This window comes from Actinoplanes aureus, assembly GCF_015704865.1.
Taxonomy (GTDB): domain Bacteria; phylum Actinomycetota; class Actinomycetes; order Mycobacteriales; family Micromonosporaceae; genus Actinoplanes; species Actinoplanes aureus.
On sequence record NZ_JADQTO010000006.1, the window covers coordinates 427,736 to 453,531 of the forward strand.

The window sequence follows — 25,796 nt, forward strand, 5'->3', positions numbered from 1 at the left end:
CTGGTGGCGGCGCCGGAATCAGGGCGACGTTCCGGTCCGCGTTGCTGTCGGCGGGTTGCTGGCGGCGGGTTGCTGGCGGCGGGATCAGGCCGAAGCTCCGCCCGAGCCAAACGGGGCTGGCGGCGGTCAGCCAAGGGCGAGGGTGCTGTGCAGGCGTTTCGCCTCGCGGACCAGGCGGGAACCGCCCACCCGCCCGGCCACCTCGGCCAGGCCGCCGATCTCGTCACCGCGCCTGCCCAGGGCGTCGGCCACGCGGGTCGCCAGCTCCAGCAGGTCCGGCAGGCCGCGGGGAGCGACCGGCAGCAGCAGCGGCAGCGCGGTGCGGAGCAACTGCCAGACCGCCGCGGACGCGCCGGCGGCGTGGACGTCGGCGAGGGCGGCCGCCACCCGGTTCAATTTCACCGTGCCGTCGCCGCAGAGGTCGCCCAGTTCGGTGCCGATCGCGGCGGCGAGCGACCCGCTGCCGGACGTGACGGCCAGGAACGTGTCGACGGCCGCGGCCCGGCCGGCCGGATGCCTGGCGCCGAGCCCGTAGGCCAGCGCGAGCGTCGTCGCCGGCCCGGCCGGACCGGCGCAGTCGGCGAGCAGGGGCAGCGCCGTCTCCTCCCGGCTGTCCTGGTCGGCCAGCGCGGCGATCTCGGGCAGCGCCCACGCTGCCACGGCCTCGCGGTCCTGCGGCAGGACCATCGCGAGCACGTCCGGACGGTAGTAGTGGAAGGCCTCGTAGTCCTCCCGCGGCGTCGGCCGCCGGTCGATGGTGAACACCGACTTGCCCAGCAACGGCAGCGACCCGCCGGCCCGCGGCGGCGCCAGATCGGCGACGACGCGCCGGTGCACCCGCGGCCCGGAGTCGAACACGCTCCAGGTGTCGTGCGGGTCGTCATCGGCCAGCTGCACGAAACGGGTCGCGGTCGGATCAGGCCGCCCGCCCTCGCCGAGCCATTCGGCGAGCCGCTTCCCCTCCGGCGAGGTGAGCGCGGCGGCCCGGGCGAGGACCGCGACATCATCGGTACGGGCGACCCGCAGCAGCGCCTGCTCGAAGTCGAACGGCCACGGATCCCGGCCCTCGTCCTCCAGCCGGGCGAGGCGGTCGGTCAGCACACCGGCGTCGAGGCTGCCGGAGACGTGGGTGGGCGTCGCCAGCAGCACCGGCACCGGACTGCCGGTGAGCCAGGTGGCCAGCTCGGCGAGGCGTGCGGTCAGCACGTCCGGTGGCACGTTGAACGGCTCGAGGCTGCGCCCGCCGTCGTTGCGGTGACGCCCGATCGCCGCGTTGACCGCCATGCCGAGCAACCGGATGTCGTCCCACGCGTCGTCGTAACCACAGCGTTCGAGCACGGGCCCGAGAACCTTGGAGAGACCGTCCGGGTCGCCGGCGGCGTGCAGCGTCACCAGGCCGGCCATCGCCCGCTCCCAGCCCACCGCCGACTTCTCCACGGCGAGCGCGGTCAACTCCTCGGCAAGCTCAGCCGCGGTGCCGATCGGCGGCGGCATCTCAGCGACCCACATCCACGGGCCAGGCCGCGGCTCAGCTTCCGCTCCGTCGCCTTGCGGCTCCGAGCCGCCAGGCTGCGTCCGAGCGCTCTGCGGCTCCGGCCGGCCAGGCCGCGTCCCAGCACTCCGCAGCCCCGGCCCATCTTGCGGCCCGGCGCTCCCCACACCATGCCCAGATGCTGTCAAGGCCCCCCGAGAAGCCGACGCGGCAAACAATCCGGCCGCCCGATCACGCAGAACACCAGGCAGCTCGCCAGCCGCCACAGCCAGCCCAGCCGCGTCCTGCGGCGCCAGGCGCCGCAGATGAACGCCGATCAAGCCAAGGGCCCGCTCCTGCACATCCATAGCCGGATGACCAAACGCGACCGCCACCACCGCAAGGATCTCCGCGGCCCGCTCCGGCTCCCGGCGAACCACCCGGTCCAGCCAGCTGAGCTGGGCCTTGACCAGCGTCTTCTCGCTGCGGAGCAGGACCGCCGAGGAGAGCTCCACCAGCTTCTCCACCCCAAGCAGCCCAGCGTCGTCGACAGCGCGGAGGGCCCGCTGGGCAAGGCCGGCGATCGGAGACGGCGCGTCCGGGAGCAGACGGGCGTAATCCGCGACGAACGCCGTCATCTCCAAGGCGGTGGGCGCCAGCTCGTCGTGCAGCCGGGCGAACGGGCGCAGGAAAACCGGGCGGTCGGGCCGGGCCAGGCGGTCGACCGTGGCATCCAGGACGGTCTTGCGGACCAACCGGCCCTCGGCGACCAGTGCAGCGATCGCGGACGGAAAGGAAGCGCCGGGAAGCTCGCCGCCGACGCCGTCGATCTCGAACACCGCCGGCAGCAGCAGATCGAGCCAGGGCGAGCCGCGGAAGCTGACGGCGCCGTCCTGGACCGATCGCAGCCAGGCCCGCACGACGGCCCCGGTGACCGGCGGCTCGGCATCGCCCTCGATCAGCAGCGCCTCGACGAACCGCCAGTCATCGGGCCACGTGTCGCGCTCCGGCAGGCGCCGGGCCAGACGGACGCCGAGCTCGCCGATCCAGGTGAGCCGCCGTGCCCGGGCGATCTCCAGGAAGCACCCGGGCCGGATCAGGTGCCACTCGCGCATGCCGCGGCGGGTGAGCAGTGCGGCGGCCCGGGCGGCCGTGGGCATGCAGGCGACAACGGCGAGCGCGAGGCAGCCGGCCGAGCCGAACGCGTCAGCATCCGCCCGCACGCGGGCCTCGACCTGAGCGGCGAAGGCCAGTCGCTCCTCCGCGGTGGCGTCGAGGAGGAGCCTGGTCAGCCCGGCGCTGTCGGTGCGGCGGAGCGGCTCGGCGAGCCCGGCCCACGTGAGAGACATGCGAACACCCTAGGACCAGGGTGTGAGAGCACCTCAGAGCCGCAGATGCGACCAGTCCAGCAGGCCTTCCCCGAGGTCCCGGATGGTGGCCAGCAGGCCGAGCCGGGCGGCCCGCAGCACCGGGTCGTCGGCCATCACGAAGACCTCGTCGAAGAACCGCCCGACGGGCGCCACCAACGGCTGCGTCCGGGCCACGAACGACGACAGGTCCGAGAAGCCGGTGTCGGCGGGAATGGCGGCGTGCAACGCGAGCTCGGCCGGCTCCTTCAGGACAGCGGCGTCGTAACCGGCGGGCGTGCCGGCCGGGACGATCCGCCGGGCCCGCTGGATCGCCGACGCCACCGCACGGAAGCCGGGATCGTCGACGGCGGTGGCCAGCGAGGCCAGCAGCGAGTCCACCACGGCCGGCCGTGCGTGATGCGGCAGCACGGCCCGCACCCGGTCCACCGGCTGCCCCTCCTCGACCAGCACCTGCTCCAACCGCTTGGCCAGGAACTCCGAGCAGGCCTGGAGAACCTCGGCCGGGACCGGCACCGGCTGCGTGGCGAGGGCGAGCGCCTCGGAGAGGTCCAGGCCGGCAAGGGCGGGCGTGGCCCGGTGCACGGCGATCAGGCCCAGGAACGCCCGCCGCACCGCGAACGGGTCGCTCGACCCGGTCGGCAGCCCGACGGTCGCGGCCAGCCCGGCCACCAGGTCGAGCCGGTCGGCGAGCGACAGCAGTGCCCCGGCCACCGAACGCGGCAGGTCGTCACCGGTGTTGCGCGGCAGCTCCGCCTCGTACACCGCCTGTGCCACCGGCCGGTCCTCGCCGGCGTGCAGCGCGTAGTCGCGGGCCATCACCCCGGCCAGGCTGGTCATCTCGGTGACCAGCTGCGACCCGAGGTCGAACTTGACCAGGGCGGCGGCCCGGTCCAGCACCGGCGACTCCAGGCCGAGCCGGGCGGCCAGGGAACGCGCGAGCGCGGCGATCCGGTCGGCCCGGTCGGCCATCGAGCCCAGCTTGTCGGTGAACGTCAGCCGGGCCAGCCGGGCCCGCATGTCCGCCAGCGGAGTCGACAGGTCGGCGCGGTAGAAGAACGCCGCGTCCTCGTACCGGGCGCGCAGCACGGCCTCGTTGCCGGCCCGGACCAGCTCGACGTCGACCGGGCCGTTCGCCACGGTCACGAACATCGGCAGCAGGCCGCCGTCGGCGTCCCGCACCGGCAGATACCGCTGGTGCTTGCGCATCACCGTGGTGAGTACGGCGTCCGGCAGCGTCAGGTACGCCTCGTCGAACGTCCCGAGCAGCGGCAACGGCTGTTCCACCAGGTCGGTGATCTGGTCGATCAGGGCCGCCTCGCCGGTCACGTCGATCCGGCCGTCCGGGTAGACGAGATCCTGGGCGCCGATGACGATCAGTTCCCGGCGGTCCTCGTGGTCGGCGACGATCCCATTGACCCCGAGCGTCTCCACGAACGTCTCGGCGGACTCGATCGCCACGACCGGCTGCGCGGCCGTCCGCAGCAGACGGGTCTCGCGATCGGCGGCCAGGGTGGACACGGTCACCGGCACCACGTCGTCGCCCCAGAGTGCCGTGAGCCAGCGGATCGGCCGGCTGAAGGCCAGCTTCGGATCGTTCCACCGCATGTTCTTGGCCGCGCGCAGCCCGGTGACGACCTGCGCGAGCACGGCGGCGAGCACGTCGGGTGCCGCGCGGCCGGCTTCGTGCGTCTTCAACACCACATGGGGTACGCCGTTCAGCTCCTCGGTCGACACCTCGCCGAGGGTGGCACCCTGTCCGCGGACGAACCCTTCGAGCGCCTTCGTAGGCGTGCCGTCCGCACCGTACGCGGCCTGGGTTTTAGGTCCTTTGACCGTGCGCACGTGGTCGTCCTCGCGCGCCGCGACCGCCGGGACCACGGCGATGAGCCGGCGTGGGGTGCCAAAGATCCGCGGCGCGCCGTGCGCCAGCCGGGTGGCCGCCAGGCCCTCGGTGACCAGCCGGAGCATCTGCTGCCGGGCCGAGCGCAGCTCGGCCGGCGGAAGCTCCTCGGTGCCGATCTCGAAGACCAGCGTGCGTTCGTCGTCGGAGGTCTGCGCCGCGGCGGCCGGCCGGGCGTGGTCCAGTGCGGAAACGACACCGAGAGGATGATCAAGCTCGGTCCGGCGGCCCACCCAGAGCTTGGCGACCTCACCGGCGAGCCGGCGCATCCGGCCGAACTCGGCGGCCCGCTCGGCGGTCGACACCGCGCCCCGGGCGTCCAGCACGTTGAACGCCTGCGAGCTTTTCAACACGTAGCTGTGCGCCGGCACCGGCAGCCCGGCGTCGATCATCCGCTGCGCCTCGCCCGCGTAGAGCTCCAGGAGCCGCCTGTTCGCCTCGATGTCGGCGTCGTCCAGGTAGTACCGCGACATCTCGTACTCGGCCTGCCCGAACACCTCGCCGTAGCTCACGCCCGGCGCGTACTCGATCTCCTTGAAGTGGGTCTTCTCCTGGAGCGCCATGATGATCCGCTCGATGCCGTACGTGATCTCCACGCTGACCGGATCGAGGTTCAGCCCGCCCGCCTGCTGGAAGTAGGTGAACTGGGTGATCTCCAGCCCGTCCAGCCAGACCTCCCAGCCCAGGCCCCACGCCCCGAGCGCGGGGGAGGCCCAGTTGTCCTCCACGAACCGCACGTCGTGCGCGGCCACGTCGATGCCGAGCGCCTCGAGACTGCCCAGGTAGAGCTCCTGCGGGTTGCCCGGGTCGGGCTTGAGGATGACCTGGAGCTGGGTGTGCGTCTGCAACCGGTTCGGGTTCTCGCCGTAGCGGGAGTCGTCCGGCCGCACCGACGGCTCGACATAGACCACCTTCCACGGCTCCGGGCCGAGCACCCGCAGGAACGTCGCCGGGTTGAGCGTGCCCGCACCGACCTCGGTGTTCATCGGCTGGACGACCAGGGCACCCTGATCCGTCCAATACGTCGTCAACCGGGCGAGCGCGTCCTGCATGGTGAGCATGGGACCGAAGTCTAGGTGTGCCGTCTCGGGGGTACGAACGCATTCATGCTTGCCGGAGATCTTTACGCCTTTCAGGACCTGTTGACCGCCGAGGAGTCGGACACCGTCCAGCGGGTCCGCGACTTCCTCGCCGCCGAGGTCACGCCGATCGCGAACGAGTACTGGACCCGGGCCGAGTTCCCCACCCACCTGATCAAGCGGTTCGCCGGGCTGGGCCTGGCCGGCGTGGAGCGGTCGTCGCTGCTCAACGGGTGGCTGGCCCTGGAGATGGGACACGCCGACGCCTCCCTGGCCACCTTCTACGGCGTGCATGCCGGGCTCGCGATGGGCAGCATCCAGACCTGCGGCTCACCCGAGCAGCGGGAACGCTGGCTGCCCGCGATGCACGACTTCGACAAGATCGGCGCGTTCGCGCTGACCGAGCCCACCGGCGGCTCCGACGTGGCGGCCGGCCTGCGCACCACCGCCCGCCGCGACGGCGACCACTGGATCCTCAACGGCAGCAAGCGCTGGATCGGCAACGCCACCTTCGCCGACCTGATCATCGTGTGGGCGCGTGACGAGGCCGACAACCAGGTCAAGGGCTTCGTGGTGCCCGGTGACGCCCCCGGCTTCACCGCCACCAAGATCGAGAACAAGATCGCCCTGCGTATCGTCCAGAACGCCGACATCTCGCTGGTCGACGTGCGGGTGCCGGAGGCGGACCGGCTGCAGTCGGCCAACACGTTCAAGGACACCGCGAAGGTGCTGCGGCAAACCCGCGCCGGCGTAGCCTGGCAGGCCGTCGGCGTCATGCTCGCCGCCTACGAGATCGCCCTGCGCTACGCCGGCGAGCGCGAGCAGTTCGGCCGGCCCATCGCCAAGTTCCAGCTGGTCCAGGACCTGCTGGTGCGCATGGTCGGCAACGTGACGGCCTCGCTCGGCATGTGCGTGCGGCTGGCCCAGCTCCAGGACACCGGCGTCTACCGGGACGAACACTCCGCCTTGGCGAAGGCCTACTGCACCACCCGCATGCGCGAGGTGGTCGGCTGGGCCCGCGAACTCCTCGCCGGCAACGGCATCGTCCTCGACTACGACATCGGCCGCTTCGTAGCCGACGCCGAGGCCCTCTATTCCTACGAGGGCACGCGCGAGATCAACTCGCTCATCGTAGGCAGGGCGGTGACCGGCCACAGCGCCTTCGTCTAACCCTCATCCGGTACGCGCACGGGCCGTAGGGCCGCGGTTGCCCGCGTTCGTCGCCGTAACCGTCAGGTGATGCTGTTTTCCCGGCGGTCGCGTTCGGGGCGGTGAAGGGAAGCCAGGCTTGCGCCGGGGAGAGCGGGGACGGGTCGGCTTCGGCGGGACGACCGGTTGCGCGTACCTCGAAGAAGCAGGATGGAACCTAGAGGTAGCGTTTTTGGTCGTGTCGCTGGATGGCGGTGAAGGCCAGGTCGCAGCTGGTGTCCTTGCCGGCCGGGCTGCTCCAGCGCAGGTGGAAGTGCCCGCCGGTGGCCGGCGGGGTGAGCTCGAACTCGGTCGGGCCGACGCCGTCGGGGAAGTCGCGCCAGCCGCGGTCGCCCGGCTTGCGGGCGTTCGCCGGGTCGGCGGTGAAGCCGAGGCTGCCGCCGGACTTCGGCTGGGCGCAGGTGCGCTTGAAGGTGACGCGGATCGGGGCGGGGCCGGCCGACTGCGCCGGGCCGGTGGCCAGGCAGGTCGGGTGGCACTGGAGGCGGGTGCCGGACCAGCTGTACACCAGCCGGTCGGTCGAGCTGGTGGTGTAGACGGCGAGGAAGTCGCTGCCGGAGGCCGGGCCGCGGAGCTTGTTGCCGCGGTAGACCGCCTGGTAGTCGCCGGAGGCGCGGGCGGTGAGCGTGGTGCGGAACCGGCCGGAACTCGTGGCGGCGATCGAGCTGAGCCGGACGTAGGGGTCGTTCTCCGACTTGCGGAAGTACAGGTCGACGGGGCCGGCGTTGCCTCTGTTACCGAAGCCGGCGCGGCCGGCGAGGACGATCCGGCTGCCCTGCCGCACCTCGTCCGGAGCGACCGCGAAGGTCATCGTCACGGGCGTGTCCGCGGCCCGTGCCGGTGCCGCGCCGGACAGCCCGGCCAGCAGCGCGGCAGTCGCCGCGAACAGGTGTGCTCCGCGCATCTCGGGGCCCTTCCGGATCGGTGATCGCGGGCCCGACGCTACCAGCATTTGGACCGCTTGATCCCGATTCATCCCTAGCTGCGGCGCGTCAGGCGCCGGTCAGGCGTACGCCGCCACCCCCACGCTTCGCCAGATACATCGAGGCGTCGGCGTCGCGCATCAGGGCGCCGAACTCGGTGGCGTGCTCCGGGAACAGGGCCACGCCGATGCTCGCCCCGATCCGGACCTCCTGCCCCTCGATGTCGAACGGTTCGCGCAACCGCTCGCAGATCCGCTCGCCGGCGTGGACCGCCGAGGTCTCGTCCGGGTCGCCGGTGAGCAGCACCGAGAACTCGTCGCCGCCGAGCCGGGCCACCAGGTCGGGCCGGCGCACCGTGTTCTCCAGGCGCTTCGCCACGAGCTGGAGCAGGACGTCGCCGGCGTGGTGCCCGACGGTGTCGTTGACCTGCTTGAAGCCGTTCAGGTCGAGCAGCAGCAGGGCGACCCGGGTGCCGGTGGCGGCGGCGATCTCGACCGCCTGCTCGGCCCGGTCCAGCAGGTGCTTGCGGTTGGGCAGCCCGGTGAGCGAGTCGTGGAACGCCTGGTGGGTCAGCTCCTCGACGTGCACCTGGGCGGCCTCCCGCATCCGGGCGCTGTCCATGATCAGCGCACCTTCGACGGCGAGCTGCTGCGCGAGGATCCGGTCGCGGGCGCTCCACTCGCGGGTTCCGGCGGAGTCGCCGCACATCACCATGCCGACCGGCCCGTTCCCGGACATCAGCGGCATCGCGATGAACGACCGCGTGCCGATCGTCTGCACGAAACCGCCGGCCCGCAGCTTCGCGGTCGCCGCGTCGCCGATCATCACCGGCTCGCCGGACTCGGCCGAGGCCCGCCACACCGGCGAGTCGGCGGCCGGCTTGCCGAGCAGGTTGTCGGCCAGGGTCTGGCGCAGCTCCGGCGGGAAGCCGACGCCGTGCACGTACCGGATCCGGCCGTCGTGGTCGATCAGGTGCAGCGCGGCGTGCTCGGTACGGAACGCGGTCGCGCAGGACCGCGCCAGCAGCTCGGCGGCCGTCTCCACGCTGCCCGCGGACATGCCCTGTTCGAACAGCTCCTGGATGGTGGCGCTGCTGTGCGCGACGAACTGCCGCTGCTTCTCCGCGGCCAGTCCCTGCAGGGTGGTGGCGAAGTGCAGCGACATCGTCGAGATGGTGTCCAGCCGCAGCCCGGTCAGGTCGCCGCCGGTCAGCAGCAGTACGCCCACCGTCTGCCCGCCGATCCGCAGCCGGATCGCCATCTGCTCGCCGTTGACCACCGGCTTGCCGCCGGCCGGGGCGCGGAACACCTTGCCGGCCACCAGCTGGTCCCGCCGGCCGGGTTCACCGAACCGGGCCGTGGCGGTCATCATGCCGGTCTCCGAGTCCAGCTCGAAGACGGTGGCGGCGGTCAGCCCGGCGATCTCCCGCAGGCGCGGCGTGGTCAGGTCCAGGACGTGCTGCACCGAGGGGGTGTCCTTGGTCATGAACGCCACCAGTTCGGCCAGCAGCAGTGCCTGCCGGTCCGGGGTCATGTCCGCCTCGCCGGACCCCTCCGCCACGGGTCCGGCTGTGTGCACTTCGCTGCCCACGCTCATGGTCCTAGTGGTCGGCACCGGGCCCGGCGGGTTGAGCGCCGGGCGGGCCGCAGGCGGGGGCAAAACGGGTGCGTCCGGGTTAGGGCCTGAATCATCCGTGCCAGGGCTCGGTTGCCGTGAACTGCCAGTTGCTCAGGTGTTTCCGGATCATTGCGCTGGGAGCGCTCCCATGCAATGCTGTCCACATCGGCCAACGATCCCCACCGATGTGTTGGCCGCCGTTCCCTCGGCGCGCTCCCGCGCCACCCCCGTCTCGAGGAGCCCTCTATGAGACCCATCCCCACCCGTGCACGCGCTCTGGCGGCCGCCGCCGCGGTGAGCGTCGTGGCCGGCGGCGGCGCCATCGCCATGGCCGGTAGTGCGAGTGCCGCGGCCGGTTGTCGCGTCAACTACACCGTTAACCAGTGGAACACCGGTTTCACCGGCAACGTCACCGTCACGAACCTCGGCGACCCGATCAGCGGTGGCTGGCGCCTGACCTGGACGTGGCCCGGCAACCAGACGATCAGCCAGGGCTGGAGCGCGACGATCAGCCAGTCCGGGCAGAACGTCACCGCCACCAACCCGTCGTGGGCGGCCTCGCTCCCCAACGGTGGCACGGCGAACTTCGGCTTCAACGGCAACTACTCGGGCACCAACACCGCGCCCGCGTCGTTCTCGCTGAACGGCACGGTCTGCACCGGCGACGTCCCGACCGGTTCCCCGTCGAACCCGCCCTCCAGCTCCCCGTCGAGCTCACCCTCCAGCTCGCCGTCGACGTCCCCGTCGAACCCCACCAACCCGGGTACCAAGGTCGACAACCCGTACGCCGGTGCGCGCGGCTACGTCAACCCGGAGTGGAAGGCCAAGGCCGAGTCGGTCTCCGGCGGCAGCCGGGTGTCCAACACCCCGACCGCGGTCTGGATCGACCGGATCGCCGCGATCAACGGCACCACGGGCAGCAGCTCGAACGGCTCGATGGGCGTCCGGGACCACCTGGACGAGGCCCTCGAGCAGGGTGCCGGCTACATCCAGTTCGTGATCTACAACCTGCCCGGCCGGGACTGCGCCGCGCTCGCCTCCAACGGTGAGCTCAAGCCGGACGAGCTGCCCCGTTACAAGACCGAGTACATCGACCCGATCGCCGCGATCCAGGGCGACGCGAAGTACCGGAGCCTGCGGATCATCAACGTCGTCGAGATCGATTCGCTGCCGAACCTGGTCACCAACACCTCCGGCCAGCCGGGCGGCACGGCGACCTGCGACACGATGAAGGCGAACGGCGGCTACGTGCAGGGCATCGGCTACGCCCTGCAGAAGCTCGGCGCGCTCGGCAACGTCTACAACTACGTGGACGCCGCTCACCACGGCTGGATCGGCTGGGACTCGAACTTCGGCCCGACCGCGGACATCATGCTCGAGGCCGCCCGGGCCTCCGGCAACGTGCGCAACGTGCACGGCTTCATCACCAACACCGCGAACTACTCGGCGCTGCGTGAGCCGTTCGTCCAGCCGACCACCACGGTCGGTGGCCAGAGCGTCCGCCAGTCCAAGTGGGTCGACTGGAACATGTACACCGATGAGCTCACCTTCGCTCAGGCGTTCCGGAACAAGCTGGTCTCGATCGGCTTCGACTCCGGCATCGGCATGCTGATCGACACCTCGCGCAACGGCTGGGGCGGCTCGGCCCGTCCGACCGCGGCGAGCACGTCGACAAACGTCGACACGTACGTCAACGAGTCCCGCATCGACCGCCGGATCCACGCCGGCAACTGGTGCAACCAGTCCGGTGCCGGTCTGGGTGAGCGTCCGACCGCGGCTCCGGCCTCGGGTATCGACGCCTACGTCTGGGTGAAGCCGCCGGGTGAGTCGGACGGCTCCAGCAAGCTCATCCCGAACAACGAGGGCAAGGGCTTCGACCAGATGTGCGACCCGGCCTACACCGGTAACGCCCGTAACGGCAACAGCCTGTCCGGCGCGCTGCCCGACGCCCCGATCTCCGGCGCCTGGTTCCCCGCGCAGTTCCAGCAGCTGATGCAGAACGCCTACCCGGCGCTCTGATCCGCGGCTAGCTCCTTCCGGCAACCGGCCGGCGCCCCCGTGGCGCCGGCCGGTTGTGTGTTGCCCCACGGCTATTGCAATACGAGTGCATTGTGACCTACCGTTACCGCATGGCGAAGGTATGGGGTCTCATCCGATTCGTGGTGGTCTACGAGCTGCGGCTCTGGGCGGCGCTGTTCCGCTGGATCCTGCGCCGGCCGATCCCGGTGGAGCCGGGCACGTCACGCTTCGAGTACGTGGGTGCCGTGAAGATGATCCTCGGCGTCTTCCTCGGCGTCTCCGCCCTGGAGATCCCGATCCTGCACCTGATGATCCCGTGGGACGGCGTACGGGTCGCCCTGCTCGCCGTCGGTGTGTACGGCCTGATCTGGATGGTCGGCCTGCTCGCCACCATGCGGGTGTATCCGCACCTGGTCGGCCCGTCCGGCCTGCGGATCCGTAACAGCATTACGCTCGACCTGCCGCTGGCCTGGGACGAGATCGAGTCGATCGAGGTGCGCCGCCGCTCGATGCCGCCGGGCGGGCAGACCCAGGTGGAGGACGGCGTGCTCTCCCTCGGGATGGCCAGTCAGACCAGCATCGACGTACGCCTGACCGCCCCGCGCGTCGTGCCGGTCCGCAAGACGCTCGGGGAGCCGGTCAGCGTGATCCGCTTCCATGCGGACGACCCGGAGGGCCTGGTGGCGGCCGCCGGCGCGCTGGTTCAGCCCCTGGCGGCGAAGAACCGGTAGACCGCCCGGTACGGCACCGCGGTGGTGGCCGTCCCGGTGCACGGCCCGGCGGGCGCGATCCCGCCGACCGTGTCGATCCGCTGGATGTAGGTGACCTGGCCGAACACTCCGTCACCGCGGGTCGTCTTCGCGGTGATCCGCAGTTGCGGGATGCTGTCCGGGTGGTCCGAGGGCGCGCGGAGCACTCCCTCCGGGTTGCCCTCCACCAGCGAGCCGTCCTGGTCCGACTGCCAGCTCGGGCCCCGGAAGTGCAGAGCGGTCACCTTCTTCACCGGGTGCAGCGTGACGCCGGTCAGCGAGGCGGCCGGCTCGATCAGCGTCCAGGTGCCGTTCTGGCACCCGTAGACCTGGACGCCGCGGGCCTTGAAGACCGAGTGCAGAGCGTTGCCCGGCGGCGGCGCGAGGGCGTCCGGGACCTTCGGCGATCCGCCGAGGAAGCTGTCCGCCTGTGTGGTGGCCGGGCGGGACTCGGCCGGCGGCCGCTCGGTGCCGGCGAACGAGACGCCGGCCGGTACCGCGACCGCGACGAGCGCGAGGGCGCCGATGGCACCCGGGATCGACAACCTGGTCACTGAGTCCTCCCCGTGGACGGTGACGCGGAGCTTCACCGTAGAGGCGTACCGGCCGGGGGAGGGTCGTCGAGTCGGGAATTCACCCGGAGGATGTGCGGTTACCGGGGCGCTCCGGGCATCGTGTAGAAGCCGGTCGGCAGCGCCTCGGCCCGGCGGCGGGCCTCTTTCGCCCGGGAACGGATCCGCAGCAGCAGGAGCACGCCGAGGAAGACGAAGACGCCGCCCACGATGAGCCCGGGCCCGAGCAGGGTGGACTCCTGGGAGACGAGGGCGGACGGCTCGGCGTCCTCGGACTCCTGGGCGGCGGGCGGCCGGTTGTCCTCCGGCGCGGGCGCCGCCTCCGCGGACGGGGCCGGCTCGGCCTCCCGTTCGCCGCCCTCCACCCGGGCGGCGGCTCCGCCCGCGCTGAGCAGCTCGTCGCGTACGTCGAGCGCCTGCACCTCGAACTGCACCGCGCCCGCGTCCGGTCCCTCGAACTCGATCTGCCAGCGCCCGGTGACGGTCCGGCCACGGCAGAGCACGCCCGGGTCCAGGGACTCGTCGACGATCCGGGTGGTGTCACCCTCGGCCGTGGTCTCCACCGGGAAGCCCGGCTCCTCCTCGACCCGGGTCACCCGCATCTGGCCGGGGCTGAACTCGGAGTGCACCAGCAGCGCCCAGCGGACCTTCCGGCACTGCCGGTTCTGCGAGGTGACGACCGCGGTCACCGTCTTGGCGGCCGATCCCACGGTGAACTCGCCGGGTGCGTCGACCCGGACGCTGAAGCCCGGCTTGTCGGCTGCCGCCGGTGTCTCCCACCCCGCATTCACCAGGGTGCCGGCGAGCACCGCACCGGTCAGTGCCGCGATCCGGTGACGCATGGCGATCCCCCTCTCTGGGCACGCCCGTCGATTCGCCTGCACTACTTAGTTCGCCCGCGGGGGCAGAATGGTTCACCCGGTGCTCCGCGTCACTCCCCGGTGCGGATTAAATCTTCCTTAGCCGCGCACACCCTCCGCTGTTGTCGCAGGTCAGCACGCATGTGCGGAAAGTAGTAACACGGCTACGCAAAAAGTTTCGACGGTGTTCATCCGAAACCGTGCCCGCCACGTAATCCCGGGAGGACACGGACCGGGGCAGGCAGGGGAAAGCACGGCCACGGATCGGGTCCAGGAAGAGCTTGAGCGCGGGGTGTTCCCCACGGACACCGGCGTCCCACCGCCCACCGGGACGTGACCGCACCAAGGAACGAGGAGTCAATGGCCCGGTCGAAGAACAACCAGCGAGCCGCCGCCCCGCGGGTGGCCGTCGATGTCGCATCCACCGGTACGCGTTCGGCGTCGAAAACCGAGGTGGTACTGCTCGTCATCAGCGTCCTGGCCGCGGTATGGGCGGTCGCGATGATGACCAAGCCCGGCCGAGTCGGGTACTACTACTTCTTCAGCTACGTCGAGTTCTACATGGGCGTCATCAGCCTGGTGTCGCTCTCGATCACCATCATGGTCGGCCTGGTGGCCACCGATCGGCTGGTGCTCAGCATCCGCCAGCGCGTCCTGCTGCAGTCCGGTCACCGCACCATCGGCTTGATGGCGGTCAGCGCCCTGTTCGTGCACGTCTGGACGAAGTACGCCGAGGAGCACATCCGGCTCATCGACGTCTTCGTGCCGTTCATGCTGCCCGGGTTCAACCGGGTCTACGTCGGCCTCGGCACCGTCGCCGGCTGGGTGATGGTGCTGGTCATGTGGACCGGCATCGCCCGCTCCCGGTTCATCGGCCGGGGCAAGCCCTGGATGTGGCGGGGCATCCACGCGATCTCGTACCTGATCTGGCCGATCGCCCTGGTGCACGGCCTCTCGGCCGGCCGTCCGGCGCCCACCTGGGTCACGGTCAGCTACGTCATCTGCGTGCTCGGCGTCCTGGTCGGTCTCGCCGTGCGGCTGTCGGTCAGCCTGAACCGCAAGAAGGACTTCTCCTCTCCGGCGGGCACCGGTACCGGCGCCGTCAAGCCGGTCGGGAAGATCGTGCCGACCGCGTCGCCGTCGCCCATGCGGCGTCCCGGCCGTCGCGGCGAGCCCGCGGTGGACCTGCTCGCCTCGGCCGGACCGGCCACCGAGACCTGGGTTCCGGCGGCGCCGCCGGCCCGCCCGGTCAGCCCGGCACCGGCCCCGCCGCGCCCGCCGGTCCAGGCCATGCCCCAGGACGACGACTTCCCCGCGCCCCGCGGACGTCGCCAGCCCGAGCTGGAGGCTCCGCCCGCGCCGCGTCCGCGTCGTGCCGTCGAGGACGACGACCGGTACGACACCTCCACCCGGGCCATGTCCCGGCAGGACATCGAGGACTACCGGTACGACGACGAGCCCGCACCGCGCACCCGGGGAGCCCGCTCGCAGGAGATCTACGACGCCGGACCGCGGCGCGGCCGCCGGTTCGACGACGACGACGAGCCGGCACCGCGCGACCGCCGGGCGTTCGAGGACACCGGCACCCGGATGCGCCGTGACGACCTGGAGTCCACCGGCACGCGGATGCGCCGTGATGACCTGGAGACGACCGGCACGCGGATGCGCCGTGATGACCTGGAGACGACCGGCACGCGGATGCGCCGTGATGACCTGGAGTCCACCGGCACGCGGATGCGCCGTGATGACCTGGAGACGACCGGCACCCGGATGCGCCGGTACGCCGACGACGAGCCGCCGCCCCCGCGTGCCCGCCGCCGGGAGCCCGAGCCCGGGTACGACGGCTACGAGGACGTCCCCCGCCAGCGTGGCGCCCGCTACGAGGAGCCGTACGAGGAGCCGCAGCGCCGTGCCGACGGCCGGCACAGCAGCCGCAGCCAGTTCGTCGACCTCGCCGCCGACCAGTGGGGCGGCGACCCCGGCTACGACGACGGCCCGACCATGGTCGACACCGCGCCCCCGAGGTCCCGCCGGGCCACCCCGCCGGAGGACGAGGGCCGCGGCCGCCGTAGCCGCCGTGCGGTGGAAGAGGACGAGGCGTACTTCTCGCAGTTGCGTGGTGACGCGCGTTGAGTACCGCACAGGTTCCACCGGTCACGGCGATCGGCACGCCACGCATCACCGCGGGCTTCGACGAGTACGGCCGTCTCGACCTGATCGCCCACCAGGAGGTGCACGGCGGGTTCGCCGCGCTCACCTCGGGCGAACTGGTCGGGCTGGCCGACCGGATCGAGCTGCGCGGCCGTGGCGGCGCGGGCTTCCCGTTCGCCCGCAAGGTGCGCGCGGTCATCGACTCCTGCCGCCGGCAGGAGCTGCCCCCGGTCATCGTGGTCAACGCCACCGAGGGTGAGCCGCCGTCCTGGAAGGACAAGGCGGTGCTGACCCGCGGCCCGCACCTGATCCTGGACGGCGCCGCCCTGGCGGCCGCCGCCCTGGACGCCGAGGAGATCGTCATCGGCATCGCCGACGACGGCGTCGGCCAGAGCTCGATCACCGCCGCGCTGGCCGAGCGGAAGATGCCCTGCCCGACGCGGATCGTCACGGTGCCGCACCGGTTCATCTCCGGTGAGGGCGGCGCGCTGGTCCGCGGCATCAACGGCGAGGCGCACATCCCGCCCGGCCGCAAGGTGCGGTCCAGCGACAACGGCGTGATGGGCCTGCCCACCCTGCTCTCCAACGCCGAGACGTTCTCGCAGCTGGCGATCGCGGCCAGGCTCGGGCCGTGGGAGTACAACTCGGTCGGCATCCCCGAGGAGCCCGGCACGGTCATGCTGACCATCGGCGGCTCGGCCACCGCGCCCGCGGTGGTGGAGGCACCGAGCGGCACCCCGCTCATGGAGGTGCTCGAGATGTGCGGGGCCGACCTCGGCCCGGGCCTGCTGGTCGGTGGCTACCACGGCAAGTGGATCAGTGCCGAGGCCGCCCAGAACGTCACCATCTCCCGCAAGGGGTTCGCCAAGGTCGGCGGCACGCTCGGCGCCGGAATACTGATCCCGATCGGCTCCAAGACCTGCCCGCTCGGCGAGGTCGCCCAGGTCGTGCAGTACCTGGCCGGCGAGTCGGCCGGCCAGTGCGGCCCCTGCCGGCTGGGTCTGCCCGACCTGGCCCGCGCGGTCACCCTGGTGTCGCTCGGCGGCAGCGCGCTGGAGAACGTGCGCCAGGCGGCCGGCATGGTCAAGGGCCGGGGCGCGTGCAGCCACCCGGACGGCACGTCCCGCTTCGCGCTGTCCGCGATGGAGGTCTTCCACCGGGACGTGGAGGCGCACGCCAACGGCGAGGGCTGCGGCAAGCAGGTGCGCGGCATCCTGCCGCTGCCGTACACCGCCGAGAAGGGTGCCCGCAAGCTGGCCCTGGACTGGTCCCGGTGCGACGGGCACGGGCTCTGCTCCGCGGTGGCGCCGGAGATCATCCGGCTGGACCAGAACGGCTTCCCGGCGTTCCCGCAGACGCCGCTGCCGCCGTGGCTGGAGAACGGCGCCCGCAAGGCGGTCAACGTCTGCCCGGCGCTGGCCCTGCGCCTGACCGAACCGACGACGGCGAAGTGAGCTGACGATGAAAAGGCGCGCGGTGCTGCTGGCGGCCGGGCTCGCCCTGACGGGCTGCACCCAGCCCGCGGAGAAGGCCGCGCCGGCGCAACCGGCCGCGCAAGTGGTGAGCGCGTCGCCGGCGGCGCCGGCGAAACCGGTGACGCCGAAGTCGCTGAAGTTCAGCGGGACCACGCTGGAGGGGGCCGCGTTCGACGCGGCCTCGCTGGCCGGCAAGCCGGCCCTGCTCTGGTTCTGGGCGCCCTGGTGCGCCACCTGCGCCAGCGAGGCCCAGTCGATCGCCGACGTCCAGGAGGAGTACGGCGACCGGCTGGGCATCCTCGGCATCGCCGGGATGGGCACGAAGAAGGCGATGAACGAGTTCGTCAGTGACTTCCAGTTGCAGGCCGTGCCGCATCTGAACGACCCGGCCGGCAAGATCTGGCAGCGGTTCGGGATCGCACAGCAGAGCTGGTACGTGCTGATCGACCCGGACGGGAAGATCCTCCACACCGGCTACCTGGACGATCTGCAGCTCACCGAGAAGGTGCGCGCGGTCACCGCGTGAGGGCGATCGGCGCCTTGGCCCGCAGCACGTTGAGGAACTCGCGCATCCAGTACGGGTGGTCCGGCCAGGCACGGCCGGTCACCAGCACGCCATCGACCTGGGCGGCACTGTCCGCGAAGGCGGCGCCCGCGCCGCGCACATCAGGAGCACAAGCGGGGTACGCGCTGACGGTGCGCCCGTTCAGCACGCCCGCCGCCGCGAGGACGAGAGGCCCGTGGCAGAGCGCCGCCACCGGTTTGTCCGCCTCGAAGAAGTGCCGCACGAGCCGCAGGCACTCCTCGTTCGTGCGGATGTACTCGGGTGCGCGCCCGCCGGGCAGGACCAGTGCCGCGTACTCCGACGGGTCGACGTCGGCGAACGCCTTGTCCGCGGGCCAGGTGTGTCCCGGCTTCTCGGTGTACGTGTCGAAGCCGTCCACGAAGTCGTGCACCACGAACTGGAGCTTCTTCGCGGACGGCGCCGCGATGTCCACCTCGTACCCCTCCTCCAGCAACCGCTGGTACGGGTACATCACCTCCAGGTCCTCGGCCGCGTCACCGGTGAGGAGCAGGATCCTGGTCATCGTCGCCTCCAGCACGCCGTTGTGGGATTCCACTGCTCATCGTGTCCGGATGGCTACGCGCGGTCAAACTAAACCGGCGCCGGCGGTCCCGGGGCGGGGACCACCGGCGCCGGCCGGGGGAGCAAGGTCACATGGTGGTCGGCGGCGGGGTGGCCGCGGACCAGGCCGGCTTCTCGGCCGGCATCAGCAGCCACAGCAGCGGGTAGATCAGGATCTGGCTGCCCGGGACGACGAAGAGGATCAGGACGAACAGCAGGCGGGCGCTCCACGGGTCGACCCCGAAGCGGCGGCCCAGGCCCGCGCACACACCGGCCAACATCCGGCCGTCCTGAGGGCGGACCAGGCCCTGGCGGGCCATCGCGTCGTGCACGGCGTTCATGGTTGTCTCGCTTTCACTGATCTCGGCTTTTCGCGGTGAAGAACCGGTGACTCAACAGTGACGCGTGGTCACCGTCGTAACCATGGGGCGACGCCCGGATCCAACCCGGAGATCCACCTCGGGGATGTCCGGGAGGGCACCTGTCGCAGGTGGCCGATTTCTGGTTACCATTCGGGGCTCCGCCGGTGATCATGATCAACCCGCGCGGGGTCTGTTCGGGCAGAGACAGCGCCCGATACAGTGCCAGGCGGTGAAGAGTGTGGCCGGCCGACGGGGCGGTCCGGGGGAGCACGAACATGGTCGATGGCACACTGCCGGGTGAGCGGACGCAGCCACTGCGCTCGCGGGACCCGCGCGCCCTCGGCGTCTACGAGCTGGTCGGGCGCCTCGGTGAGGGCGGCATGGGCACCGTCTATCTGGCCCGTGCGGCGAACGGCGTGCTGGTCGCGGTCAAGATGGTGCGCGCCGACCTGGCTCATGACGACGAGTTCCGCCGCCGGTTCCGCAGCGAGGTGAACCGGGCCCGTCAGGTGCCGCCGTTCTGCACCGCCGAGGTCCTCGACGCCGACCCGGACCACGAGTCGCCGTACCTCGTGGTCGAGTACGTGGACGGTCCCACCCTGGCCGAGGTGGTGGAGCAGCGCGGCCCGCTGACCAAGGCGAACCTGCACGGAGTGGCGATCGGGGTGGCCACCGCGCTCACCGCGATCCACGGCGCCGGGGTCATTCACCGCGATCTGAAACCGCGCAACGTGCTGCTGGCGCCGGGCAGCCCCAAGGTGATCGACTTCGGGATCGCCCGGGCCATGGAGGCGACCAGCGCGAACACGCGTACCGATCAGATGGTCGGCACGGTGTCCTACATGGCGCCGGAGCGCTTCAGCTCCGATCCGGACACCCCGGTGACCCCGGCCGCCGACATCTTCGCCTGGGGCAGCGTGGTGGCGTACGCGGGGACCGGCAACACCCCGTTCCACGCCGACTCGCCGCCGGCCACCGCGGCCCGCATCCTCACCCAGCCGCCCCGGCTGGACGGTCTCAGCGGGCCGCTGCGCGACCTGGTGGCGCACGCCCTGGAGAAGGACCCGGCCAACCGGCCCAGCTCCCGCGAGCTGCTCGACCTGCTGATCTCCGGCAACGAGCGGCCGGCGGCCACCGCCGCGGCCTTCGCCGACCAGCCGGCTCTGCGCGCGGCGGCGACCGAGGCGCAGGCGGTGACCGGGGTCTCCGGCCCGCCCACCGCCGGGACGATGACGGTACCCACCCTGGACATCCCGGCGGGGATGGTCGGCTACGACGAGAACTCGATCGTCACGGTGCCGATCTCGGCGCCCCCGGGAGAAACGCCGCCCGGCCCGCCGCCGCCCGAGCCGGCCCGCCGGTGGGCACTGCCCGCCGCTGTCGCGTTCCTGATCCTCGCGGTGGTGGCCGGCGCCGTCATGCTGGCCCTCTCGCTGCGGCACCCCGGCGGCGACCAGGCGACCCCAACGGTCACCGAATCGGCGCAGCCGGCGCCGTCCGCACCGGCCACCGCACCGGACATCACCGACGGGCTGACCCGGGAGTCGCTCTGGAAGGCGACCGCCCTGCCCAACGGGAAGGCGCACTGCGAGTTCGACAACGGGCTGGTGGCCACCCGGGAGGACAGCGACCCCTTCAAGTGCAAGGGTCCGCAGGACGAGATCCCGCCGGATCTGCGGGCCGAGGTCAATGTCCGCCTGCTCACGCCGGACAGTTGCGCGACGATCTGGTTCCGCAACGTCGCGTACCACGGCTATCAGCTGCGGGTCTGCGAGCGCAACATCTACCTGGGCGAGCACGGCTCCGGCGCCGCGATCCCGGTGCTGCGCACGATGCCGCTGGGCGACAATCCGATCGCGGTGGGCGCCGAGCACACCCGGATCGGCCTGGTGATCTCCGGGGACAAGGTGCAGGTGTCCCGGGACGGCATCGTGGTCGGCGACGCCGCGCTGACCGTGAAGGAGCTTCAGGCGGGCCGGCTGCTGCTCGGCGTGCACAGCGAGCGCGACGCGCCGCGGAACGCCCGGTACGAGGTGGCCTTCACCGACCTGAAGATCTGGTACCTCTGACGCGGAAGGCCCGGGCGAACGCCCGGGCCTTCGCTCACTGTCCGCTCAGTCGCGGGTCAGCCCCGCGCGGCGCAGCGCGTCGGCCATCGCGCTGTTGGCGATTGCGCCGCCCTGACCGCCCCGCTGACCGCCGCCCTGCTGCCGGGGCTGGCGCTGCCCACCCTGGCGCTGCTGACCGCCGCCCTGACGTTGCTGGCCACCCTGGCCGCCCTGACCGCCGCCCCGGCCACGGTCCTCGCGCGGCTGGCGCCCCTTGTTCGGCTCGTCGGACAGGCGCATGGTCAGCGAGATCCGCTTGCGGGCCTCGTCCACCTCCAGGACCCGGACCTTCACCACGTCACCGGACTTGACCACCTCGCGCGGATCCTGCACGAACTTGTCGGAGAGCGCCGACACGTGCACGAGACCGTCCTGGTGCACGCCGATGTCGACGAACGCCCCGAACGCCGCCACGTTCGTCACCTGGCCCTCCAGGATCATGCCCGGCTTCAGGTCGGCGATCTTCTCGACGCCCTCGGCGAAGGTGGCGGTGGTGAACGCCGGCCGCGGGTCGCGTCCCGGCTTCTCCAGTTCCTTGAGGATGTCGGTGATGGTCGGCAGGCCGACCGTGTCGGTGACGAACCGGTCCGGCCGGATCGCCTTCAGCAGCGGGCTGTTGCCGATCAGCGACCTGACGTCGGCGCCGGCGTCGGCCGCGATGGTCCGCACCACCGGGTACGACTCCGGGTGCACGCTGGAGAAGTCGAGCGGGTCCTCGCCGTCCCGGATCCGCAGGAAGCCGGCGCACTGCTCGAACGCCTTCGGCCCGAGCCGGGCCACCTTCTTGATCTCGTTGCGGTTCTTGAACCGGCCGTTCTGGTCGCGGTACAGCACGATGTTCTCGGCCAGCCCGGCGGTGATCCCGGAGACCCGGGTGAGCAGCGGCGCCGAGGCGGTGTTGATGTCCACGCCGACGCCGTTCACGCAGTCCTCGACCACGGCGTCCAGCGAGCGGGCCAGCTTCACCTCGGAGATGTCGTGCTGGTACTGGCCGACGCCGATCGAGCGCGGGTCGATCTTCACCAGCTCGGCGAGCGGGTCCTGGAGGCGGCGGGCGATGGAGACCGCGCCACGCAGCGAGACGTCCATCCCGGGCAGTTCCTGGGAGGCGTACGCCGAGGCGGAGTAGACCGACGCGCCGGCCTCGGAGACGACCGCCTTGGTCAGCTTGGCCTCCGGGTGCCGCTTGATCAGCTCGGCGGCCAGCTTGTCGGTCTCCCGGGACGCGGTGCCGTTGCCGATCGCGATCAGGTCGACGTTGTGCTTGGAGGCGAGCGCGGCGAGCCGGTGGATCGACTCGTCCCACTTGTTCTGCGGCACGTGCGGGTAGATCGTGTCGGTGGCGACCACCTTGCCGGTGGCGTCGACCACGGCCACCTTCACGCCGGTCCGGAAGCCCGGGTCCAGGCCCATCGTGGTCCGGGTGCCGGCCGGTGCGGCCAGGAGCAGGTCGCGCAGGTTGGCGGCGAAGACGCGTACCGCCTCGTCCTCGGCCGCCTCCCGGAGCCGCACCCGCAGGTCCGCGCCGAGGTGGATGAGAATCCGGGTCCGCCACGCCCAGCGGACCGTGTCGACCAGCCACCGGTCGCCCGGCCGGCCCTGGTCGCTGATGCCGTTGCGCCCGGCGATGCGGCCCTCGAAGTACCCCTCGTCCTCCTCGGGATGCGGCTCCATGGTGAGGTCGAGGATCTCCTCCTTCTCACCGCGCAGCATCGCCAGGATGCGGTGCGAGGGCAGCTTCGTGTACGGCTCGGCGAAGTCGAAGTAGTCGGCGAACTTGGCGCCGTCGTTCTGCTTGCCGTCGCGCACCTTGGCGACCAGCCGGCCCCGCGTCCACATCTGTTCGCGAAGCTCACCGATCAGGTCGGCGTCCTCGGCGAACCGCTCGATCAGGATGGCCCGGGCGCCGTCCAGCGCGGCGGCCGCGTCCGCCACGTTCTTCTCGGCGTCCACGAAGCCCTCAGCGGCCGTTCGCGGGTCTGCCGAGGGGTCACCCAGCAGTTGATCAGCCAGGGGCTCCAGGCCGGCCTCGCGGGCGATCTGCGCCTTGGTCCGCCGCTTCGGCTTGTACGGCAGGTAGATGTCCTCCAGCCGGGCCTTGGTGTCGGCCTCGAGGATCTGCCGCTCCAGAGCGTCGTCGAGCTTTCCCTGGGACCGGATCGACTCCAGCACCGCGGCCCGCCGGTCCTCCAGCTCCCGCAGGTAGCCCAGGCGCTCCTCGAGCGTACGCAGCTGGGCGTCGTCGAGCGTGCCGGTCACCTCCTTGCGGTAGCGGGCGATGAACGGCACCGTGGCCCCGCCGTCGAGCAGCTCGACCGCGGCCGTCACCTGCCCTTCCCGGACCCCGAGTTCGGAGGCAATGCGTTGATGGATCGCTGTCGTCACGACGTCGATTGTTACCGAGGCGGCTGTGCCTTGTCGCGCCGCCCCGCAGGGCGCACGACGGACGATCACCCGGCGGACGGTGCCGGCAGGGTCTTCAGATCACGCGGGGCACGATGTGATACGGCCCAGAGCGCGGCTTCGGTACGGGACGCGGCACCGGTCTTGCGCAGCAGGTTCGACACGTGCACGGTCACCGTCCGCACCGAGATGCCGAGCGCGGTGGCGATCTGCTTGTTCGACATCCCCTCGGCCAGGCAGCCGAGCACCTCCCGTTCCCGTGCGGTCAGGTCGGCGCGGCGGCCGAGCAGGGATTCCGGCCCGTCGGCGCCCTCCACGGCGAGCAGCTCGCTGAGCCGGTACGGGTTGCCCTCGGTGCGTTGCCAGACGGCCGCGACGAGATCCGGGCCGGGCGTCCGCTCGTACCGTTGCTCCAGAACCTCGGCCACCTCGGCCGGGCGCAGCGCGCCCAGATGGCGCCGCACCGTGCCCGGCCGGCCCGCCAGGCGGGCCAGCGTCCGTGCGGTGAGCCGCGGCGACACCGCGGCCTCCGGCGGCTGGCTGGTGACCAGCAGCAGCGCCGGAAGGTCCGCCGCGGCCAGCTCGGCGACCAGGTTCAGGCTGGCCGGGTCGAGTGCGTGGAGATCTTCCACCACGAGTACGGTCGGGCGGCCGCCCACCAGCTCGCGGACGGTCGACACCGCCAGCCGCAGCAACGCGTCCGGCGTGTACCGCTCGCGAGGGACGTCCGGATCCTGCTTGAGCCAGGCGAGAGCGCCCGCCGGTACCTCGATGTCGCGAATGTCACGACCGGCCAGGACGGCGGCGAGCCAGTCGTACGGCGCCGGCGAGTGCACCCGCGCCGCGCCGGCCAGCACCGGCATCGACTTCTCGGCGTGCCGCAGTGCGGTCACCAGGGTGCTCTTGCCGGTGCCCGGATCGCCCGTGACCAGCGCGGTCACCGGCCCGCCGCCGGAGCGCACCAGGGCGCAGGAGCGCCGCAGCTCGGCCAGCGCGGGGCCGCGACCCACCATCGTCACCGCCATCACCACCCAACACTACGTAGGAGGTACTAGAGACAACCGATTGGGCCTTTGGCACTCTTGTCACATGACGCTTGCTGTCCGGGCGGTCGCCGCCACTGATCAGGGCCTGGTCCGGTCCAACAACGAAGACGCCGTCTTCGTCGGTAATCGACTCTTCGTGGTGGCGGACGGCATGGGCGGCCTCCCGGCCGGCGAGCTGGCGAGCGACATCCTGGTGCAGACGCTCAGCGTGGTCGACACGGCGCCGGACAACGGCGAGCCCCTCCAGGATCTGATCAGCGCCCTGGAGACGGCCAACCAGCGGATCGAGGCGGCGGTCGCCGACGACGACGCCCGCGACGGCATGGGTACGACGGTGACCGCGCTGCTGCTCTCCGGGGACCGGCTGGCCGCTCTCAACGTCGGCGACTCCCGCTGCTACCTGCTGCGCGACGGCGAGTTCACCCAGCTCACCCGCGACGACACCTACGTTCAGGCGCTCGTCGACCAGGGCGTGCTCACCCCGGACGACGCCCGCCGCCACCCGCAGCGGGCCCTGGTCACGCAGGCCGTGCAGGGTGGCCCGTTCCGCCCGGCCGGCCGGATGATCCCGGCCCGGATCGGCGACCGGTACCTGCTGTGCAGTGACGGGCTCTCCGACTACGTCGAGGACGCGGTGATCGCGCAGACGCTGCGCGAGGTCGAGGACCGCAAGACGTGCGCCGCCGAACTGGTGCAGCGCACGCTCGACAACGGCGCTCCGGACAACGTCACGGTGATCGTCGCCGACGTCGTCGAGGCCTAGGTGGCGGCTCGCTGTTCCCGCAGCACGGTCTCGATCAGCTCGACCACCTGGCTGGAGTACTGATCACGGACGTGCGGCCAGAGGACCTGGAACTCCGGTGTCGCCACATCGAGTTCGACCACCCGGCGCCAGCCGTTCCAGACGTCCTCCTCGAGTAGCCGGGACCGGTATCCGGCGTAGGTCGACGCGTGCACGTCGATGCGGTTGAAGAGGAACAGCGAGCGCAGATTCTCGGTGTGCGATCCGATGGGAATGCCGCGCGTGCCGAGAAACCAGGCCAGCAGCCGCTCGTCGGAGACCAGGAACGGGACGTTGAACTCGGTGGCGTAGTGATCGAGGTTCCGGGCCACCTCCTGTTTCAACAGCGAGGAGGAGATCTGTACCTGTTTGGCGGTTTCGGCGGCCTGCATACCGGTCGCCCTGGCCTGCCGGTAGTTGAGTAGGAGGGCCACCGCGACCGCTGCCAGCGAGAACGTCTGCAATGCGTCGGACAGATCCACGCCAAGCCCTCCCCGAACCGGACCGGCGAGATCGCCGTATGTAGATGTTTTCATGTGCCGGTGCGGCGGTCGAGATCCACGGGACAGCGAGGG

19 protein-coding genes are annotated in these 25,796 nt (G+C 71.6%); 8 read left to right on the top strand and 11 right to left on the bottom strand.

What is annotated here, in order from left to right:
• Positions 1–126: 126 nt before the first annotated feature.
• Complete coding sequence (locus I4J89_RS15970) at positions 127–2,820, bottom strand: DUF7824 domain-containing protein (protein WP_196414736.1); 2,694 nt, start codon at positions 2,818–2,820, stop codon at positions 127–129.
• A 33-nt stretch (positions 2,821–2,853) separates the two neighbouring features.
• A complete protein-coding gene (locus I4J89_RS15975; RefSeq protein ID WP_196414737.1) occupies positions 2,854–5,802 on the bottom strand; it encodes a glycine--tRNA ligase in 2,949 nt (982 codons plus the stop codon).
• Between the two features lie 45 nt (positions 5,803–5,847).
• Here I4J89_RS15975 and I4J89_RS15980 point away from each other — a divergent pair, with 45 nt between their 5' ends.
• On the top strand, positions 5,848–6,990 hold the full coding sequence (locus I4J89_RS15980) for an acyl-CoA dehydrogenase family protein (protein WP_196414738.1): 1,143 nt from the start codon (positions 5,848–5,850) through the stop codon (positions 6,988–6,990).
• 196 nt (positions 6,991–7,186) lie between these two features.
• Here I4J89_RS15980 and I4J89_RS15985 read toward each other — a convergent pair whose 3' ends face one another.
• Entirely contained in the window at positions 7,187–7,933 is a 747-nt protein-coding gene (locus tag I4J89_RS15985) for a hypothetical protein (RefSeq protein WP_196414739.1), read from the bottom strand.
• Positions 7,934–8,021: 88 nt separating this feature from the next.
• Positions 8,022–9,548 (bottom strand): diguanylate cyclase domain-containing protein, encoded by a 1,527-nt coding sequence (locus tag I4J89_RS15990; RefSeq protein ID WP_196414740.1) that lies wholly within the window; start codon positions 9,546–9,548, stop codon positions 8,022–8,024.
• Positions 9,549–9,815: 267 nt separating this feature from the next.
• On the opposite strand from I4J89_RS15990, the gene I4J89_RS15995 reads away from it, so the two are divergent.
• Both I4J89_RS15995 and I4J89_RS16000 read left to right on the top strand, forming a co-directional pair.
• On the top strand, positions 9,816–11,588 hold the full coding sequence (locus I4J89_RS15995) for a glycoside hydrolase family 6 protein (protein WP_196414741.1): 1,773 nt from the start codon (positions 9,816–9,818) through the stop codon (positions 11,586–11,588).
• A 110-nt stretch (positions 11,589–11,698) separates the two neighbouring features.
• A complete protein-coding gene (locus I4J89_RS16000; protein ID WP_196414742.1) occupies positions 11,699–12,319 on the top strand; it encodes a hypothetical protein in 621 nt (206 codons plus the stop codon).
• On the opposite strand, the gene I4J89_RS16005 is transcribed toward I4J89_RS16000, so the two are convergent.
• Both I4J89_RS16005 and I4J89_RS16010 read right to left on the bottom strand, forming a co-directional pair.
• A complete protein-coding gene (locus I4J89_RS16005) occupies positions 12,292–12,891 on the bottom strand; it encodes a DUF3455 domain-containing protein (protein WP_196414743.1) in 600 nt (199 codons plus the stop codon). The genes I4J89_RS16000 and I4J89_RS16005 overlap by 28 nt on opposite strands.
• 98 nt (positions 12,892–12,989) lie before the next feature.
• The gene (locus tag I4J89_RS16010; protein ID WP_196414744.1) at positions 12,990–13,751 is read right to left on the bottom strand and encodes a hypothetical protein; all 762 of its coding nucleotides are present in this window, start codon (positions 13,749–13,751) and stop codon (positions 12,990–12,992) included.
• Positions 13,752–14,129: 378 nt separating this feature from the next.
• Between I4J89_RS16010 and I4J89_RS16015 the strand changes: the two genes are divergently transcribed.
• The 3 genes from I4J89_RS16015 to I4J89_RS16025 are packed head-to-tail and all read left to right on the top strand — an operon-like array spanning position 14,130 to position 17,921.
• Positions 14,130–15,902, top strand: coding sequence for a translation initiation factor III (locus tag I4J89_RS16015; RefSeq protein WP_196414745.1), 1,773 nt, complete (start codon positions 14,130–14,132; stop codon positions 15,900–15,902).
• Complete coding sequence (locus I4J89_RS16020) at positions 15,899–17,374, top strand: NADH-quinone oxidoreductase subunit NuoF family protein (RefSeq protein ID WP_196414746.1); 1,476 nt, start codon at positions 15,899–15,901, stop codon at positions 17,372–17,374. The genes I4J89_RS16015 and I4J89_RS16020 overlap by 4 nt, the downstream gene beginning before the upstream one ends.
• 7 nt (positions 17,375–17,381) lie before the next feature.
• A complete protein-coding gene (locus I4J89_RS16025) occupies positions 17,382–17,921 on the top strand; it encodes a redoxin domain-containing protein (RefSeq protein WP_196414747.1) in 540 nt (179 codons plus the stop codon).
• On the opposite strand, the gene I4J89_RS16030 is transcribed toward I4J89_RS16025, so the two are convergent.
• Both I4J89_RS16030 and I4J89_RS16035 read right to left on the bottom strand, forming a co-directional pair.
• The gene (locus tag I4J89_RS16030) at positions 17,911–18,516 is read right to left on the bottom strand and encodes a DJ-1/PfpI family protein (protein ID WP_309238341.1); all 606 of its coding nucleotides are present in this window, start codon (positions 18,514–18,516) and stop codon (positions 17,911–17,913) included. The two genes, I4J89_RS16025 and I4J89_RS16030, sit on opposite strands and share 11 nt — an antisense overlap.
• 94 nt (positions 18,517–18,610) lie before the next feature.
• Positions 18,611–18,862: a PspC domain-containing protein gene (locus I4J89_RS16035; protein ID WP_196414748.1), complete on the bottom strand. Its 252-nt coding sequence runs from the start codon at positions 18,860–18,862 to the stop codon at positions 18,611–18,613.
• Between the two features lie 296 nt (positions 18,863–19,158).
• Here I4J89_RS16035 and I4J89_RS16040 point away from each other — a divergent pair, with 296 nt between their 5' ends.
• Complete coding sequence (locus I4J89_RS16040) at positions 19,159–20,952, top strand: serine/threonine protein kinase (protein WP_196414749.1); 1,794 nt, start codon at positions 19,159–19,161, stop codon at positions 20,950–20,952.
• A gap of 45 nt (positions 20,953–20,997) precedes the next feature.
• On the opposite strand, the gene I4J89_RS16045 is transcribed toward I4J89_RS16040, so the two are convergent.
• Together I4J89_RS16045 and I4J89_RS16050 are read right to left on the bottom strand one after the other, a co-directional pair.
• Entirely contained in the window at positions 20,998–23,376 is a 2,379-nt protein-coding gene (locus I4J89_RS16045) for a Tex family protein (protein ID WP_196414750.1), read from the bottom strand.
• A gap of 65 nt (positions 23,377–23,441) precedes the next feature.
• On the bottom strand, positions 23,442–24,419 hold the full coding sequence (locus I4J89_RS16050) for a LuxR family transcriptional regulator (RefSeq protein ID WP_196414794.1): 978 nt from the start codon (positions 24,417–24,419) through the stop codon (positions 23,442–23,444).
• Positions 24,420–24,483: 64 nt separating this feature from the next.
• Here I4J89_RS16050 and I4J89_RS16055 point away from each other — a divergent pair, with 64 nt between their 5' ends.
• A complete protein-coding gene (locus I4J89_RS16055; RefSeq protein WP_196414751.1) occupies positions 24,484–25,203 on the top strand; it encodes a PP2C family protein-serine/threonine phosphatase in 720 nt (239 codons plus the stop codon).
• Here I4J89_RS16055 and I4J89_RS16060 read toward each other — a convergent pair.
• Positions 25,200–25,703, bottom strand: a complete 504-nt coding sequence (locus I4J89_RS16060; RefSeq protein ID WP_196414752.1) for a hypothetical protein — start codon at positions 25,701–25,703, stop codon at positions 25,200–25,202. The genes I4J89_RS16055 and I4J89_RS16060 overlap by 4 nt on opposite strands.
• Positions 25,704–25,796 lie beyond the last annotated feature (93 nt).

Bases quoted from the DNA above. Each gene is read 5' to 3' on its own strand.
- I4J89_RS16025 (WP_196414747.1), top strand. From the start codon at position 17,382: ATGAAAAGGCGCGCGGTGCTGCTGGCGGCCGGGCTCGCCCTGACGGGC.
- I4J89_RS16010 (WP_196414744.1), bottom strand. From the start codon at position 13,751: ATGCGTCACCGGATCGCGGCACTGACCGGTGCGGTGCTCGCCGGCACC.
- I4J89_RS16055 (WP_196414751.1), top strand. From the start codon at position 24,484: ATGACGCTTGCTGTCCGGGCGGTCGCCGCCACTGATCAGGGCCTGGTC.
- I4J89_RS15985 (WP_196414739.1), bottom strand. From the start codon at position 7,933: ATGCGCGGAGCACACCTGTTCGCGGCGACTGCCGCGCTGCTGGCCGGG.
- I4J89_RS16050 (WP_196414794.1), bottom strand. From the start codon at position 24,419: ATGGCGGTGACGATGGTGGGTCGCGGCCCCGCGCTGGCCGAGCTGCGG.
- I4J89_RS15975 (WP_196414737.1), bottom strand. From the start codon at position 5,802: ATGCTCACCATGCAGGACGCGCTCGCCCGGTTGACGACGTATTGGACG.
- I4J89_RS16040 (WP_196414749.1), top strand. From the start codon at position 19,159: ATGGTCGATGGCACACTGCCGGGTGAGCGGACGCAGCCACTGCGCTCG.
- I4J89_RS15970 (WP_196414736.1), bottom strand. From the start codon at position 2,820: ATGTCTCTCACGTGGGCCGGGCTCGCCGAGCCGCTCCGCCGCACCGAC.
- I4J89_RS15990 (WP_196414740.1), bottom strand. From the start codon at position 9,548: ATGAGCGTGGGCAGCGAAGTGCACACAGCCGGACCCGTGGCGGAGGGG.
- I4J89_RS16015 (WP_196414745.1), top strand. From the start codon at position 14,130: ATGGCCCGGTCGAAGAACAACCAGCGAGCCGCCGCCCCGCGGGTGGCC.
- I4J89_RS16035 (WP_196414748.1), bottom strand. From the start codon at position 18,862: ATGAACGCCGTGCACGACGCGATGGCCCGCCAGGGCCTGGTCCGCCCT.
- I4J89_RS15995 (WP_196414741.1), top strand. From the start codon at position 9,816: ATGAGACCCATCCCCACCCGTGCACGCGCTCTGGCGGCCGCCGCCGCG.
- I4J89_RS15980 (WP_196414738.1), top strand. From the start codon at position 5,848: ATGCTTGCCGGAGATCTTTACGCCTTTCAGGACCTGTTGACCGCCGAG.
- I4J89_RS16000 (WP_196414742.1), top strand. From the start codon at position 11,699: ATGGCGAAGGTATGGGGTCTCATCCGATTCGTGGTGGTCTACGAGCTG.